The organism is Thalassolituus sp. UBA6592 (genome assembly GCF_002433655.1).
In the GTDB taxonomy this organism is placed as follows: Bacteria; Pseudomonadota; Gammaproteobacteria; order Pseudomonadales; family Oceanobacteraceae; genus Venatoribacter.
This window is the reverse complement of record NZ_DJIO01000117.1, coordinates 1-14,598: the sequence shown is the minus strand read 5'-3', so window position 1 is coordinate 14,598 and position 14,598 is coordinate 1. Positions and strand designations below refer to the sequence as shown.

The 14,598-nt window shown below is 54.2% G+C and carries 12 protein-coding genes; 8 read left to right on the top strand and 4 right to left on the bottom strand.

Translation table 11 applies throughout. The features are described 5' to 3' along the window. From ettA to moeA, 4 genes are all read left to right on the top strand, one after another. On the top strand, positions 1-1,107 hold a 1,107-nt coding region (gene ettA / locus B2Z72_RS11190), incomplete at its 5' end, for an energy-dependent translational throttle protein EttA (protein ID WP_297004826.1). A gap of 240 nt (positions 1,108-1,347) precedes the next feature. Further along, positions 1,348-1,716, top strand: coding sequence for a PilZ domain-containing protein (locus B2Z72_RS11185; RefSeq protein WP_296982594.1), 369 nt, complete (start codon positions 1,348-1,350; stop codon positions 1,714-1,716). A 144-nt stretch (positions 1,717-1,860) separates the two neighbouring features. Then, positions 1,861-2,529 (top strand): fumarylacetoacetate hydrolase family protein, encoded by a 669-nt coding sequence (locus B2Z72_RS11180; RefSeq protein ID WP_296982595.1) that lies wholly within the window; start codon positions 1,861-1,863, stop codon positions 2,527-2,529. Continuing rightward, positions 2,530-3,765, top strand: a complete 1,236-nt coding sequence (gene moeA / locus B2Z72_RS11175; protein WP_296982596.1) for a molybdopterin molybdotransferase MoeA — start codon at positions 2,530-2,532, stop codon at positions 3,763-3,765. It abuts the gene before it with no gap. Between the two features lie 34 nt (positions 3,766-3,799). Here the strand turns inward: moeA and B2Z72_RS11170 are convergent, their stop codons facing one another. Next, positions 3,800-5,425 (bottom strand): methyl-accepting chemotaxis protein, encoded by a 1,626-nt coding sequence (locus tag B2Z72_RS11170; RefSeq protein WP_296982597.1) that lies wholly within the window; start codon positions 5,423-5,425, stop codon positions 3,800-3,802. A gap of 147 nt (positions 5,426-5,572) precedes the next feature. Then, the gene (locus B2Z72_RS11165) at positions 5,573-6,136 is read right to left on the bottom strand and encodes a TetR/AcrR family transcriptional regulator (protein ID WP_296982598.1); all 564 of its coding nucleotides are present in this window, start codon (positions 6,134-6,136) and stop codon (positions 5,573-5,575) included. A gap of 127 nt (positions 6,137-6,263) precedes the next feature. Here B2Z72_RS11165 and B2Z72_RS11160 point away from each other — a divergent pair, with 127 nt between their 5' ends. Further along, positions 6,264-7,790, top strand: a complete 1,527-nt coding sequence (locus tag B2Z72_RS11160; protein ID WP_297004823.1) for an MFS transporter — start codon at positions 6,264-6,266, stop codon at positions 7,788-7,790. A 66-nt stretch (positions 7,791-7,856) separates the two neighbouring features. Here the strand turns inward: B2Z72_RS11160 and ssb are convergent, their stop codons facing one another. Next, positions 7,857-8,552: a single-stranded DNA-binding protein gene (ssb, locus tag B2Z72_RS11155; RefSeq protein WP_296982601.1), complete on the bottom strand. Its 696-nt coding sequence runs from the start codon at positions 8,550-8,552 to the stop codon at positions 7,857-7,859. After that, positions 8,536-9,957: an MFS transporter gene (locus tag B2Z72_RS11150; protein WP_296982602.1), complete on the bottom strand. Its 1,422-nt coding sequence runs from the start codon at positions 9,955-9,957 to the stop codon at positions 8,536-8,538. The genes ssb and B2Z72_RS11150 overlap by 17 nt, the downstream gene beginning before the upstream one ends. A gap of 368 nt (positions 9,958-10,325) precedes the next feature. Here B2Z72_RS11150 and B2Z72_RS11145 point away from each other — a divergent pair, with 368 nt between their 5' ends. From B2Z72_RS11145 to B2Z72_RS11135, 3 genes are all read left to right on the top strand, one after another. Then, the gene (locus tag B2Z72_RS11145; RefSeq protein ID WP_296982603.1) at positions 10,326-11,006 is read left to right on the top strand and encodes a LuxR C-terminal-related transcriptional regulator; all 681 of its coding nucleotides are present in this window, start codon (positions 10,326-10,328) and stop codon (positions 11,004-11,006) included. 65 nt (positions 11,007-11,071) lie between these two features. Beyond that, positions 11,072-13,909: an excinuclease ABC subunit UvrA gene (uvrA, locus tag B2Z72_RS11140; RefSeq protein WP_297004819.1), complete on the top strand. Its 2,838-nt coding sequence runs from the start codon at positions 11,072-11,074 to the stop codon at positions 13,907-13,909. Further along, positions 13,910-14,533: a tRNA-uridine aminocarboxypropyltransferase gene (locus B2Z72_RS11135; protein ID WP_296982605.1), complete on the top strand. Its 624-nt coding sequence runs from the start codon at positions 13,910-13,912 to the stop codon at positions 14,531-14,533. The last annotated feature ends 65 nt before the right edge of the window (positions 14,534-14,598 follow it).

The following is a 14,598-nucleotide window of genomic DNA, read 5'->3' as shown; positions in this document are numbered from 1 at the left end:
CTCGACGAACCAACCAACCACCTGGATGCTGAATCCGTTGGCTGGCTGGAAAAATTCCTCGAAGAATATCCGGGCACTGTGGTGGCGATCACCCACGACCGTTATTTCCTTGATAACTGTGCGGAGTGGATTCTGGAGCTGGACCGTGGTCACGGTATTCCGTATCAGGGTAACTACACCACCTGGCTGGAAGCGAAAGAACAGCGTCTGGAGCAGGAACAGAAGTCTGAAGACGCTCACGCCAAAGCCATCAAGCACGAGCTGGAATGGGTACGTAAAGGTGCCAAAGGACGTCAGTCCAAATCCAAAGCCCGTCTGGCCCGTTTTGAAGAAATGAATTCCCGTGAATTCCAGACCCGTAACGAAACCAACGAAATTTATATTCCGCCTGGTCCGCGTCTGGGTGACAAGGTTATTGAATTCCATAACGTCAGCAAATCCTTCGGTGACCGCATGCTGATTGATGATCTGAGCTTCACCGTACCGCCGGGTGCTATCGTCGGTATTATCGGTGGTAACGGTGCGGGTAAATCCACCCTGTTCCGCATGATTGCCGGTCAGGAAACGCCGGATTCCGGCGAAGTAATTACCGGTGAAACCGTTAAACTGGCCTTCGTTGAACAGCTGCGCGATGAGCTGGATGACAAGAAAACCGTGTGGGAAGCGATTTCCGACGGTCTGGATATGATCAATATTAACGGTAAGGATTACCCAAGCCGTTCGTATATCGGCCGCTTTAACTTCAAAGGCGGTGATCAGCAGAAACGCGTGGGTGAATTATCCGGTGGTGAACGTGGCCGTCTGCAACTGGCTTATACCCTGAAGCAGGGCGCTAACGTACTGCTGCTGGACGAACCGTCCAACGACCTCGACGTAGAAACCCTGCGTGCACTGGAAGAAGCGGTGGATGCTTTCCCGGGTGCAGTGATGGTGGTATCCCACGACCGCTGGTTCCTGGACCGTATTGCTACGCATATCCTGGCATACGAAGGTGATTCGAAAGTGACTTTCTTTGAAGGTAACTACACCGAATACGAAGAAGACCGCAAAAAACGTCTGGGTGCCGATGCTGCACCTAAGCGTATGAAGTACAAGCGTCTGGCCTGATCCGGCGCACTGACGCGGGAGTTTTCCCGCGTCATCCTTTCTTATCTGTTCACCTTGCTTTGCTGCATTCCATTCTCTCAGCTCGCAATAAAAACTCGTCTCTGAAAAGCCTGTCTCTGTTGGCATAAAGGTCACGTTGTGCACCGGCAGCCGGTTTGCGTTATCAGCAATTACTACTAAAACTAATAGGGTATCAACAAGGGTATTATTTGTTTTATGGTGATTCCACTGAGGAAAACTATGGATAAGCGTCAGTTTGAACGGGTGCATTTTCTGCGCCGGGTGAAGGTCGCCACCGAAGGTGACGTGCTGGAGACCCATTGCATGGACATCAGCCTGCGCGGTTTGCTGCTGGTGCGTCCCGAACGGGTGAACTGGCGGCTGGAACAGCAGCTGGTGGTTACTCTGGAATTATCCGATGATCAGGTTATCACCATGAACTGCTCGCTGGTGCATATTGATGAAGACGTGGTCGGCTGCGCCTGTGACTCCATGGACCTCGACAGCATGACCACATTGCGTCGATTGCTGGAACTGAATATGCCAGACCCATCTGCCGTTGATCGTGAGCTGGCTGAGCTTATCCGCCATTCCCGTCACGCCTCGTAATTGCGGCATTTTATTTACGGGCAGTGCAGACTATCGCTGCCTATAAGCAAAAAGTCGCCTGTCTCCATCCGTCTGCTGACCTGATTTTCTGTTCTGCTTTGCGGTAAAGTAACGGCTTACTCAACTAAGAGCAGGCCGTCTTTTATGTTTTATGCGAACCTGGAAAATCAGTCCTTTCCTCATACTACCGGTAAAATTGTCTGTGTTGGGCGTAACTATGCCGAGCACGCCAAAGAACTGAATAATCCGGTGCCGTCTGCACCTATCCTGTTTATTAAACCGGCAGACGCCGCGGTGAATGTGGCTCCGTCCTTTACGCTGCCAGAAGGGCAGGGTTCTGTGCATCACGAACTGGAAATCGCCGTTCTGATCGGTGACCGCCTGAGCAATGCTGATGAGGCTGACGTGGCTGCGGCACTGGCCGGTGTTGGCCTTGGTCTGGATCTGACGTTGCGTGATCTGCAGTCAAAACTGAAAGAGAAAGGACATCCATGGGAAGTGGCTAAAGGCTTTGACGGCGCCTGCCCGCTGACTCCCTTTATGGCCGCCAGTAAAGTCATCGACTGGGGCAATATTGATCTGAAGCTGGAGCGTAACGGCCGCATTCAACAGCAGGGCAACAGCGCCGACATGCTGTTTCCGTTGATTCCGCTGATTGCTCATATGAGCCGGATTTTTACCCTGAATCCGGGTGACATCATCATGACCGGCACACCGGCAGGCGTCGGCCCACTGGAAAGCGGTGATGACCTGATCCTGTCGCTGGCACTGTCTGCCGATGCAGAATTTAACGTCAGTGCGAAGGTTGGCTGAATGATTACCTGTGATTCACCCGGTTTAGCGCCCGTCGATCAGGCCCTTGAGAGTCTGCTGAATTTTGTTCAGCCCAAACCCGGCAGCGCGACGATTGCACTGGCGGATGCCGATGGCCGGGTTCTGGCGGAAGACATACACAGCTCGCTCAATGTGCCACCGGCAGATAATTCAGCGATGGATGGTTACGCCGTACGCGCTGCGGATCTGGCTGCCGGGGATACGCTGAAACTGGCTGGAAAAAGCATGGCTGGCCATCCTTTTATTGGGCAGATGAAGGCCGGGGAATGCATCCGCATTATGACCGGGGCGGTGATGCCTGACGGCGCTGATACCGTGGTGATGCAGGAAAATACGGAAGTCGCGGGTGAAGGTCTGATCCGCTTTCCGCATCCAGCAGAGCAGGGGGATAACGTCCGCCTGTGCGGTGAGGATATTCGTAGCGGGCAGCAGATTCTTGCCTCTGGCCGACGTCTGCGCCCGGCTGATCTTGGCCTGCTGGCCAGTATTGGCATCGCTCAGGTCAGCGTTAAACCGCGTATTAAAGTCGCCTTGATGGCAACCGGCGATGAGCTGGTTGCACCGGGGCAGCCATTGGCGACTGGCCAGATTTATCAGAGCAACAGCTTTACCGTTGGCACTATGCTGCGCCGGCTGGGCTGTGAGGTGGTGGACTTCGGCATTGTTGAAGATTCCGCCAGTGCCCTGCGCGCAGCGTTTGAGCAGGCAGACAGCGCGGCCGATGTGGTGATGACCACAGGTGGCGTGTCAGTTGGTGAGGCGGATTACACCAAAGACGTGCTGGAATCCCTGGGGCGCATTGATTTCTGGCGACTGGCCATTAAACCGGGCAAACCTTTCGCCTGCGGGCATTTGCCCAATAGCCTGTTTATTGGTCTGCCGGGCAATCCGGTATCAGCCATGGTGACTATGCATCAATTGGCAACGCCTATGTTACGCCGCCTGGCCGGAGAACAGCAGGTGATGGCTCAGCGTTTAACGGCCAGGGCCGCGGAGGTATTACGTAAGCGTCCGGGACGAACCGACTTTCAGCGCGGAATTTGTTCATACGACAGCGATGGCCAGCTGCAGGTGCGTGCTGCGGGGAATCAGAGTTCGGCGGTGCTGAGTTCACTCAGTCAGGCCAACTGCTACATCGTTCTGGAGCAGCAGCGCGGCCGGGTGGAAAGTGGCGAGACGGTGACTGTGGAGCTGTTTGACGGACTTCTGTTGTAAATCCTGAAACTCCGGATTGTTAAATGCTGAGCCGTCAGACTTTGAATTTCGCCAGCTGAGCGCTGAGGTCAATGGTCTGCTCGGAAATCGCCGCCGAGGACTCATTATTCATCCGGATAACTTCGGCGATCATACTCAGGTTCATGTGGAACTTATTCAGATTGTTCTGAATTTCCCCGGCGACAGACGCCTGTTCTTCTGTGGCGGTAGACACCTGCATGTTCATATCGCTGATCTGCTGCACCGTAGCGGCAATGTTATCCAGTACTTCACCGGCGCTGCGCGCATAGCCCAGACTGGCTTCTGCCAGACCACTGGCGTCTTCCATGCTGCTGACCGCAGCGGATGTTGAGGACTGCAGCGTATCTATCATGGTGGCAATGGATTTTGTCGCATCCTGAGTGTTACTCGCCAGGGTACGCACTTCGTCAGCGACCACGGCAAAACCGCGGCCAGATTCACCGGCGCGGGCGGCTTCAATGGCAGCGTTCAGTGCCAGCAGATTGGTTTGCTCGGCAATCGAACGGATAACGGTCAGTACGGTACTGATGCCGTCGGATTCTTTGTGCACCTGATGAATGACCGAGGAAGTGCGCTGCATGGATTCTGACAGGGTTTCAATCGCCGTCAGGTTATCCTGAACTTTGCTCTGTCCGTCTGTCGCCATGGTGTTGGCATCACAGGCATAGGACGAAGTCTGAGCTGCATTACTTGCCACTTCACTGATGCTGCTGCTCATTTCATTAATCGCTGTTGCCACGGCCGACAGGTGCTCTTCCTGTTCATTAATGGAGTGGCACACCTGCCTGTTACTGGCTTTCAGGTCGGTGACCGCACTGTTGGTTTTGTTCGACGCTGTGGCGACCCGCTCCAGTGTTGAACGGAAACTTTCCAGCATACCGTCTAAAGCCAGACTCATCTGAGTAATTTCATCACGGCCGGAAATATCCACTCTGTGCGCCAGGTCGGCCTGATCTGAGATGGTAATCAGGGCGATGCGCAGGTTGCGCAGCGGGCGGATAACTGAGCGGTAAATAGCGAAACCCAGGGCGATCAGGGTAATGACCAGAGTGATCAGTAAACCGCTCAGCTGGCTCATGAGAGACTCAAATTCTGCGTCGTTACGGGCAACAAATTCTCCGGCCACGGTCAGCTGGGTTTTCATAAGTTTCCGCAGAGCCTGAATCATGGGGTCGAAATTATCGTACAGGGTTTTCGAGAATACTTCGTTGCTCATAGTTTTCAGTTGACCGGTGGACGTAAGAGCAATCTCTTTGCTGATGAAAGTATTAAGGCTGCTCCGGAGTTTCTCTGCTTTGTCGATGAGGCTGCGTTCTTCCTCCGTGTGCCTGCTCTTGAGATAAAGCGCCCAGTTCTTATCGCCCAATGCAATGGCAGCACTGACAGCGCTGATAAGCTGCTCCTGATCTATCAGATTGCCGCGGTACTTATGCAGCAGCTCAAGGGTGGTCACGGTGTAGGCGTCAGAGGTGTTTTTCAGCTGCTGCAGTGGATGAACCCGGTGTTCATAGAGGCTGTCGAGATCGTCGTGCAGTGCAATCATGCGGTTCAGTAACAAACCGGATGACAGCAGCAGGGCGAGCAGGGGAATCGCCAGAATGGCAATCAGGCGCAGTTTAATTGAAGTTTTACGCAGCATAAATTTCCCGGTTTCCCGGCGGGGGATTCCGGGAAAGTCCACATTGTTGTTTTTTTAACCATAGCCGGAACTGTGGCGGGTGCCGGGAAATTCAGAGGAGATTTGTTACTGCCGCAGGTTTACTCAGAAACAAGAATGAGGAGCGGCCTAATCCGGCTGCTCATCTTTGCCGTCAGGCTGCAGCAGCCGGGTGACATCGCCCATCATGTCCTGCCATTCGTTGTCATCGATATCGAGCAGCCCCAGGCTGCGCAGCAGAAACGCGCCTTCTGAAGCCAGAAAGGCCAGCCGCATCCGGCGTGCCTGAGGATCACTGAGATCCAGACCGGCAATAATGTCCCGGTACCAGACACGGTTGACCGCCATCTGCTTGGGGTTTTCCAGCAGCGCCATCATCAGGCTGGCGGCGCGGGCGTTGGCACTTTCGTCGGCCTGGCGGGTGGCCTGAACATGGCCTGCCACTTTGCCCAGGGCATCCGGGCTGTCGCCGGCAATGGAGCGGTAAAGGCTGTTGTACTGCTGGTCCCAACGCTCAAAGATGGCATCCAGCAGGGCCTCTTTGTTGCGGAAGCTGTATTGCACGCCACCTTTGGTGATACCTGCCGCTTTGGCCAGTGCGTCAATGGTCAGTGCTTTGGCGCCCTGCTCACCAACGATCTTCTCGGCTATGTCTAACAGAACATTGCGGTCAATAATTTTGCGTCGGCCCATACTTTTCTCTTTTAAATAAATACGTATGTATTTATATTGTCGGTGTTCGTAAAAGTAAATTATAAGGCCCGTCACCGTCAACGCACGAATGTTGCTGACACATGACGGAGCCGGGAAGGTTAATTTTATGCTGTTCGCACGACGCTGGCTGATTCTGGCCATCGTTTCCAGCGCATTGCTGCTGATTGTGGTTGATATTACGGTGCTTTATACGGCACTGCCGGCACTGACTCTGGATCTGGACGCCAGTCCGGAGCAGAAACTGTGGATTATTAATGCTTACCAGCTGGTGGCTGCGGGTCTGCTGTTGCCGATGGGTATTCTTGGTGACCGTTATGGTCATCGCCGGTTGTTCTTACTGGGATTGCTGGTATTTGGTGTCAGCTCGTTGCTGGCAGCCTTTGCTCCCACAGCTGCCACGCTGATTGCTGCCCGGGTGGGGCTGGCGGTTGGCGCGGCGATGATGATGCCCGCAACTCTGGCGCTGATCCGTCAGAGTTTCACCGATGAAAAAGAACGCACCATGGCCATCGGGCTGTGGGCCTCGGTATCCGGTGGCGGGATGGCTATTGGCCCGGTGATTGGCGGTGTGATTCTTGAGTACTTCTGGTGGGGGGCGGTGTTTCTCATTAATGTTCCGGTGGTGCTGGCGGCACTGGTGCTGACGCTGCGTTATGTGCCGCAGCAGGACGGCGATCGCCGCCGCACCTTCGATTTACCCGCCTCCGCAGAAATTCTGGCCGGTCTGGTACTGGTGATTTTTGCCGTGAAAGAAGTGTTTGGCGTTGCGCCATCCTATTGGCTGGCGTTGCTGACGGGCGTGCCAGGCCTGCTGCTGCTGGTGTTTTTTATCCGCCGCCAGTTACGTCAGACGGAACCCATGATCGACTTCCGTCTGTTCAATAACCCGCGCTTCAGTAACGGCTTTATTATTGCTCTGGTGGCTATGGCTGGCATGGTAGGCATTGAACTGGTGATTACTCAGCGTCTGCAGCTGGTGGACAACTTCACGCCTCTGCAAGCCGGGCTGCATATTCTGCCATTGCCGCTGGCGGGGTTAGTGGCTGGCCTGGTGGCCGGTGTCGTCGCCCCGCGTCTTGGCTATCGCCGTACTCTGTATATTGCACTTGGTCTGGGCGCTTTTGCGGCATTGGGGATTGCTCTGTCGGCAGAGCTGCCGGTGTGGTTTCTGATGGTGATGCTGGCTTTGCTGGGGCTGGGCGATGGCGTGGCCATGACCCTGGCTTCAACAGACGTGATGTACAGCGCACCGGCAGAAAAGGCTGGTATGGCGGCGTCACTGGAGGAAGTCAGTTATGAAATCGGCGCAGTACTTGGCATTGCTTTACTGGGTGGCCTGATGACCACAGTTTATATGAATACTTTCTCTGCTCCGGCCGGTGTGGTGTTGCCGGCAGCTGCGAACGGCAGCATTGATGCGGCGATGGCGATGGCGCGCAGCCTGCCTGAAGCGCAGGGTCAGTTGCTGGCGGACGCTGCCGGATCAGCGTTTGATCTGGCGACTCAGGTGGTATCACTGGTGGCAGCCGTGCTGATGCTGTCGACGCTTGTGGTGGTCTGGCGTCTGTATCGGGCCGGCGGTAAAACTGAGCGGGCAGTGAATGCCGGGCATACGTCAGATTCCGCTGCCTGAGATTAAAAATCTGAGCCAAAAAAAGAGCCGCTGAAGCGGCTCTTTTTTATAGCTGGCAGACGTTTCTCAGAACGGGATATCGTCGTCGAAATCGTCAAAGCTGTTGCTTGGCTGTGGTGCCGGCGCCTGTTGCGGAGCCTGCTGGTAGCCGCCACCCGGATAACCCTGATTAGGCTGGGGCTGACGGGCTGGCTGTTGCGGAGCCTGCTGATAGCCACCTGGTTGCTGCGGCGCCTGTTGTGGTGCCTGCTGAGGCGCGGGGCGCTGCTGTGGTGGTTGCTGTTGCTGTGCTGGCTGCTGCGGTTGGGCGTAACCGCCCTGAGGCTGGCCGCCGCCCATACCATTGTTCATACTGCCATTCATACCACCCTGTGGACCATTCATCATCTGTGATGGCTGTTGGTAGCCGCTCATGTTGTCGTTGGCGCCACGGCCGTCGAGCATCATCATGTCGTTGGCAACGATTTCAGTGGTGTAGCGTTTGACGCCGTCTTTTTCCCATTCACGGGTTTTCAGGCGGCCTTCAAAGTAGGCTTTGGAGCCTTTCTTCAGGTATTGCTGAACGATTTCAGCCAGCTTGCCGTACACCACAATGCGGTGCCATTCGGTTTGCTCAACTTTCTGACCGGTCTGACGGTCGTTGTAGCTTTCGTCGGTTGCCATGGTCAGGTTGGCAACGGCATTGCCGTTCGGCATATAGCGAACTTCGGGGTCACGACCCAGAGTACCAATGAGTGTCACTTTGTTAACGCTGCGACCCATGCTCTTCTCCTGTAGATTGTATTATGTTCAGTGCTTCTTCCTGATCGAAATCCGTGGCACTGACTTTCAGATAAATGGCGCCTTCGCTGGCCTGCAGACTGACTTCTGAAACCCCCTTCAGAGCCAGTAATTGTGACAGCTGAAGGTCACTGCAGTCGCCGGTTACTGCCAGACGTACGCTGGTCAGATGGCGGGGGGCGGAGGTGCGGGATAAGACCAGCGCCCAAAGTATCACTAATGCCCCCAGTCCGACAAATAGTGCAGAACTGCCATAGTGACCGAGCACCCAGCCACCCATTCCGCCGCCACAGAAGGCGCCGAGGAACTGCATGCTGGAGTAGATTCCCATGGCACTGCCTTTGGCTCCGGCAGGTGCAACCTTGCTCAGCCAGGACGGCAGGCTGGCTTCCATCAGATTGAAACCCCAGAAGTAAACCAGCATCAGCACAACCCAATGCCAGAGTTCAGAGGCGAAGGCCATACCGAACAGGCCAATGGCGATGACCACAGCACCTGTGATCACCACGCTTTTCATTTTGCGTTTCTTTTCCGCCACGATGATAAAAGGCACCATCAGGACAAAGGCGATGGCCAGAACCGGCAGATACAGCCAGCTGTGGTGTTCCGCCGGTAAACCCGCTTCCAGCAGATGTTTTGGTATGCCAACAAAAATGGCCACCATCAGCGCGTGCAGCAGAAAGATCCCCACGTTAAGCGGCCAAAGGTGAGGGTTTTTGATCTGTTTAAAGACTTCTTCCCATACCGCAGTGGCGTCACGGTGGGCTTTGGGCGGCGGGGTCGGGATCACAAACAGGGTGACCAGCACGCCACCAATGGCGAGCACTCCGGTCGCGGCAAAGATCAGGCTGAGACCACCCAGGCTGACCAGCCATGGGCCGAGCACCAGAGCAACAGAAAATGACAGGCCGATACTGGCACCGATGGAGGCCATGGCCTTCATGCGGTTATCTTCGCGGGTGAGGTCAGTTACCAGCGCCATAATGGCACTGGCAATGGCGCCACCACCCTGCAGGGCGCGGCCGGCAATCACGCCCCAGACACTGTCAGCGCTGGCGGCAATAAAACTGCCCAGGGCAAAAATGATCAGGCCGCCAACAATAATGGGCTTACGGCCAATGCGGTCGGACAGAGTACCGGCCGGAATCTGCAACAGTGCCTGGGTCAGTCCGTAGACACCCATGGCCAGACCCAGCAGCTGGGGTGTGGCACCTTCAAGCTTACTGCCTTCCAGCATCATCACCGGCAAGACCATAAACAGGCCGAGCATACGCAGAGCATATAAGGAGGCCAGAGAAATAACGGCGCGTTTCTCTACAGCGGAAAATGCGGCCTGAGTACGGGCATCGTTGGCAGGGGCGCTAACCCGGGATGACGAGGTGGACATGGTGTAACTGGTAACTGAACAGAAAAGGAGCGCAAGTTTAACAGCTTTGGCCTCCGGTTATCAGCTCTGATATACCAGTTATCGGGGTGTCTCCTGAGAGGACAGACGCCACACTGGCACGGGAGTATTATATTTTCACCTTAGGCGGGTAGTCGGATGACATAAAAAATGCTTAGTTCCGCAGTTTTTATTCGCTTCTGGAATACTAGGAAAAAGAGTCATAACAGGTCGTTTCTACAGTAAAAACGGACCGTAAATGACCGATACTGAATTGGTATTTTCACCGGGATTGCGTACACTCAATTCGTCGGTTGGGGAAGACCGGCGAGTACGCCCAAAATTCCGGGTAAACATAAAGGAGCTATGTTATGGATCGCCAGGTTGGTTTGCCAGGTAAGCGGGTCATATTGTTTGGCCATCAGAATCTTCAGAATTCAATTCTTATTGGTTACATTCATCAGCGTACTAACGTTGATTGTCAGCTGGTCAATGTACCGGAATGGCAACCGGAATGGAGCCTTTCCTCCACCGGAACTCTTGCTTTGATCGATGCGGATTGCGCGCGTCCGGATAAGCTGCACGATCTGCTTGATGAAATCCACGAGCAGGATATGGATATTAAAGTGGCCCTGTTTAACGTGATCAAAGGTCATCCGGCGGAGCGCTTTATTGCCTGGCCCATGGTGAACGGGCTGTTTTATCGTGATACCTCCCAGCAGCAGCTGAGCAAAGGCATCATCGGCTTGTTTGAAGGGGAGTACTGGTTACCGCGTGAGCTGATCGGTAAGTACCTTGAAAAAACCCGCCACAAGCCACGCAAAATGCCCACTACGACCACTCAGCTTACCCGCCGCGAAAAGCAGATTCTGCGTCTGACTGCCACCGGCGCTACCAATATCGAAATTGCCGAGAAACTCAGCGTCAGTATGCATACGGTGAAGACCCACATTTACAATCTGTTCAAAAAGATTGGGGCCGCTAACCGTATTCAGGCGGTGAACTGGGCAAAAGAGTATATGGAAGAGTTGTTGCAGGAACCGGTTGAATAATCGGCTGTAAGCGTCCCGCGCATGAATTACAATAGTGGCTTTTGTTTCGGAACGAAGAGTCAACTATGGACACGATTCACGTCCGCGGGGCGCGCACGCACAACCTCAAGAACATCGATATTGATATTCCCCGTGACAAACTGGTCGTCATCACTGGATTGAGTGGTTCCGGCAAATCTTCCCTCGCATTTGACACTTTGTACGCCGAAGGCCAGCGGCGCTATGTTGAATCGCTCTCCACTTACGCGCGGCAGTTCCTGTCGATGATGGAAAAGCCGGATGTGGATCTGATCGAAGGTCTGTCACCGGCGATCTCGATTGAGCAGAAGTCGACCTCTCATAACCCGCGTTCTACTGTGGGAACCGTAACCGAGATTTACGACTACCTGCGTCTGCTGTTTGCCCGCGTCGGTACGCCACGTTGTCCGGATCACGATGTTGCACTGGAAGCCCAGACCATCAGCCAGATGGTCGACGCCATCATGACGCAGCCGGAAGGCGCGAAAATGATGATTCTGGCGCCGGTGATCCGTGACCGTAAGGGTGAACATCTGCATGTTTTTGAAAGTCTGCGCGCCCAGGGGTTTATCCGCGTGCGGGTGGATGGTCTGGTGTGTGATCTGGATGATACGCCGGATCTGGATAAGCGCCGCAAGCACACCGTCGAAGTGGTGGTGGATCGCTTTAAAATCAAAGAAGGCATTGAACAGCGTCTGTCTGAATCACTGGAAACCTGCATCGAACTGAGCGGTGGTCTGGCGCTGGTCGCCGATATGGATGACGACAAAGCTGAGCGGCTGCTGTTTTCTTCGCAGTTTTCTTGTCCGCACTGTGGTTACAGCCTGTCGGAACTCGAACCGCGCCTGTTTTCTTTTAACAACCCGGCCGGTGCCTGTCAAAGCTGTGATGGCCTGGGGGTTAAGCAATATTTCGATCCGGAACTAGTGGTTCAGGACCCGTCGCTGACCATTGCTGAAGGGGCTATCCGTGGCTGGGACCGGCGCAGTATTTATTATTTCCAGATGCTCAGCTCCGTGGCCGAGCATTATGGCTTCAGCATCGACAAACCATTCAGCAAGTTAACGGTCAAGCAACGCGGTCTGCTGCTGAATGGCAGTGGCGATGAAGAAGTGAACTTCAGTTATGTGAATTCCCGTGGTGATCAGATCATCAAGCAGCATCCGTTCGAGGGTGTACTGCCGAATCTGGATCGCCGCTATCACGAAACCGATTCGCAGATGGTGCGTGAGGAATTATCCAAATATCTGAGTGTGCAGCCGTGTCCGGCCTGTGAAGGTTCCCGTCTGCGCGTTGAAGCACGCAACGTATTTCTTGGCGATAAAACCATCCACGCCTGCACCGCTATGCCGGTGGAAGATGCGTTCGGCTATTTCAGCAGTCTGAAACTGGATGGCCATAAAGGCGAAATCGCGGAAAAAATCCTCAAGGAAATCCGTGAACGTCTGAGCTTTCTGGTTAACGTGGGCCTGGAATATCTGACCCTCAACCGCAGTTCGGATACCTTATCCGGCGGTGAAGCGCAGCGTATCCGCCTGGCCTCACAGATTGGTGCTGGTCTGGTCGGGGTGATGTACATCCTCGATGAGCCATCCATTGGTCTGCATCAGCGCGACAACGACCGCCTGTTGAAAACCCTGTTCCGCCTGCGTGATCTGGGCAATACCGTACTGGTGGTTGAGCACGATGAAGATGCGATCCGCAGCGCCGATCACCTGATTGATATTGGCCCGGGGGCTGGCGTTCACGGTGGTCAGGTGATTGCACAGGGCACGCCGAAGCAGGTATTTGCCAACAAAAATTCCATCACCGGACAGTTTATGTCTGGCAAGCGTGGCATTCAGGTGCCGGAAAAACGCGTGCCGTATAACAAAGATAAACTGATGACCTTAACCGGCGCCCGCGGTAATAACCTGAATAACGTCGACCTGACGATTCCTCTGGGGCTGATGACCTGTGTGACCGGTGTTTCCGGTTCCGGTAAATCAACCCTGATTAACCGCACTCTGTTCCCGCTGGCGTCGACCGCACTGAACGGTGCCACTACGCTGAAAGCGGCAGAGTACGACAGCATTACCGGTCTGAAGCAGCTGGATAAAGTGGTCGATATCGACCAGAGCCCGATTGGCCGTACACCACGCTCTAACCCGGCCACTTACACCGGTATTTTTACCCCGGTACGTGAATTGTTTGCCGGTACACAGGAAGCCCGTTCCCGCGGTTACAAAGCCGGTCGTTTTTCCTTTAACGTTAAAGGTGGCCGCTGCGAAGCCTGTCAGGGTGACGGTGTTATTAAAGTGGAAATGCACTTCCTCGCCGATATTTATGTACCGTGCGATATTTGCCACGGCAAACGTTATAACCGCGAAACGCTGGATATCCGTTATAAGGGTAAAAATATCCACGAAGTGCTGGAAATGACGGTAGAAGATGCACGTGAATTCTTCGATGCGATTCCGGCGGTTGCGCGTAAATTACAGACGCTGATTGATGTGGGCCTGACCTACATTAAACTCGGTCAGGCCGCGACGACATTGTCCGGTGGTGAAGCACAGCGGGTTAAACTGGCGAAAGAATTATCCAAGCGTGATACCGGTCAGACGCTCTACATTCTGGATGAGCCGACTACAGGTCTGCACTTCCACGATATTGAGCAGCTGCTGGCGGTATTGCATCGTCTGCGCGATCACGGCAACACCATTGTGGTGATCGAGCACAATCTGGATGTCATTAAAACCGCAGACTGGATTGTCGATCTTGGACCGGAAGGTGGTTCCAAAGGCGGTTATATTATCGCTGAAGGTACGCCGGAAGAGGTGGTTAAGAATAAAGATTCCTACACCGGACATTTCCTGAAACCGTTGCTTAAAGCCGGGAAAAAATAAATGGCCAAACGACCAGCCTGTACTGTGTGCAGGCGGCCGTTGTCCGTTTGTCTGTGCTCCGCCATTACGACTATGAAAGCATGGGTAAGCGGAACACAGGTAAACGACGGAGCACAGGTAACCAAAGATCAGCTGAAGCTGGTGATCTGGCAGGACCCGACCGAAGCAAAGCATCCGCTGTCAACGGCTCCGCTGCTTAATCTGAGTATTCAGGATTCCGTGCTGCTGCAGGGTGATCATTTCAGTTATCAACAGGTGTTTGGTGATACACCAGTGGATCAGGTGGCGGTGCTGTATCCGTTTAACAGTGGCAATGCCGTTATTGCAGAGCACAGACATGCCGTCCGGGCGTTGCTGATCATTGATGGTACCTGGCGTAAAACCCGTAAACTGGTATTACAGAACCCATGGCTTGCTGAGCTGCCTTTTATCGCCTTGCAGCCAGAGGAAAAAAGCCGTTACCGCATACGGACATCTCCCCATGATTTTGGTCTGTCGACTATTGAGGCCGGAGCCATGGCTCTTAACTGGCTGGCGGACACAGACGAATTCAGCAGAATATTGTCTGTGCTTGACCGGCTGGTGGAAATTCAGCAGTCGTTCGGCCATAAAGCCGATAAATAAACGTGTGGTAAAAATGAAATAAAAAAGGCGCCGAAGCCACTACTGTCCCACAGTTTAAAACGGAT

Bases quoted from the DNA above. Each gene is read 5' to 3' on its own strand.
- B2Z72_RS11185 (WP_296982594.1), top strand. From the start codon at position 1,348: ATGGATAAGCGTCAGTTTGAACGGGTGCATTTTCTGCGCCGGGTGAAG.
- B2Z72_RS11180 (WP_296982595.1), top strand. From the start codon at position 1,861: ATGTTTTATGCGAACCTGGAAAATCAGTCCTTTCCTCATACTACCGGT.
- moeA (WP_296982596.1), top strand. From the start codon at position 2,530: ATGATTACCTGTGATTCACCCGGTTTAGCGCCCGTCGATCAGGCCCTT.
- B2Z72_RS11170 (WP_296982597.1), bottom strand. From the start codon at position 5,425: ATGCTGCGTAAAACTTCAATTAAACTGCGCCTGATTGCCATTCTGGCG.
- B2Z72_RS11165 (WP_296982598.1), bottom strand. From the start codon at position 6,136: ATGGGCCGACGCAAAATTATTGACCGCAATGTTCTGTTAGACATAGCC.
- B2Z72_RS11160 (WP_297004823.1), top strand. From the start codon at position 6,264: ATGCTGTTCGCACGACGCTGGCTGATTCTGGCCATCGTTTCCAGCGCA.
- ssb (WP_296982601.1), bottom strand. From the start codon at position 8,552: ATGGGTCGCAGCGTTAACAAAGTGACACTCATTGGTACTCTGGGTCGT.
- B2Z72_RS11150 (WP_296982602.1), bottom strand. From the start codon at position 9,957: ATGTCCACCTCGTCATCCCGGGTTAGCGCCCCTGCCAACGATGCCCGT.
- B2Z72_RS11145 (WP_296982603.1), top strand. From the start codon at position 10,326: ATGGATCGCCAGGTTGGTTTGCCAGGTAAGCGGGTCATATTGTTTGGC.
- uvrA (WP_297004819.1), top strand. From the start codon at position 11,072: ATGGACACGATTCACGTCCGCGGGGCGCGCACGCACAACCTCAAGAAC.
- B2Z72_RS11135 (WP_296982605.1), top strand. From the start codon at position 13,910: ATGGCCAAACGACCAGCCTGTACTGTGTGCAGGCGGCCGTTGTCCGTT.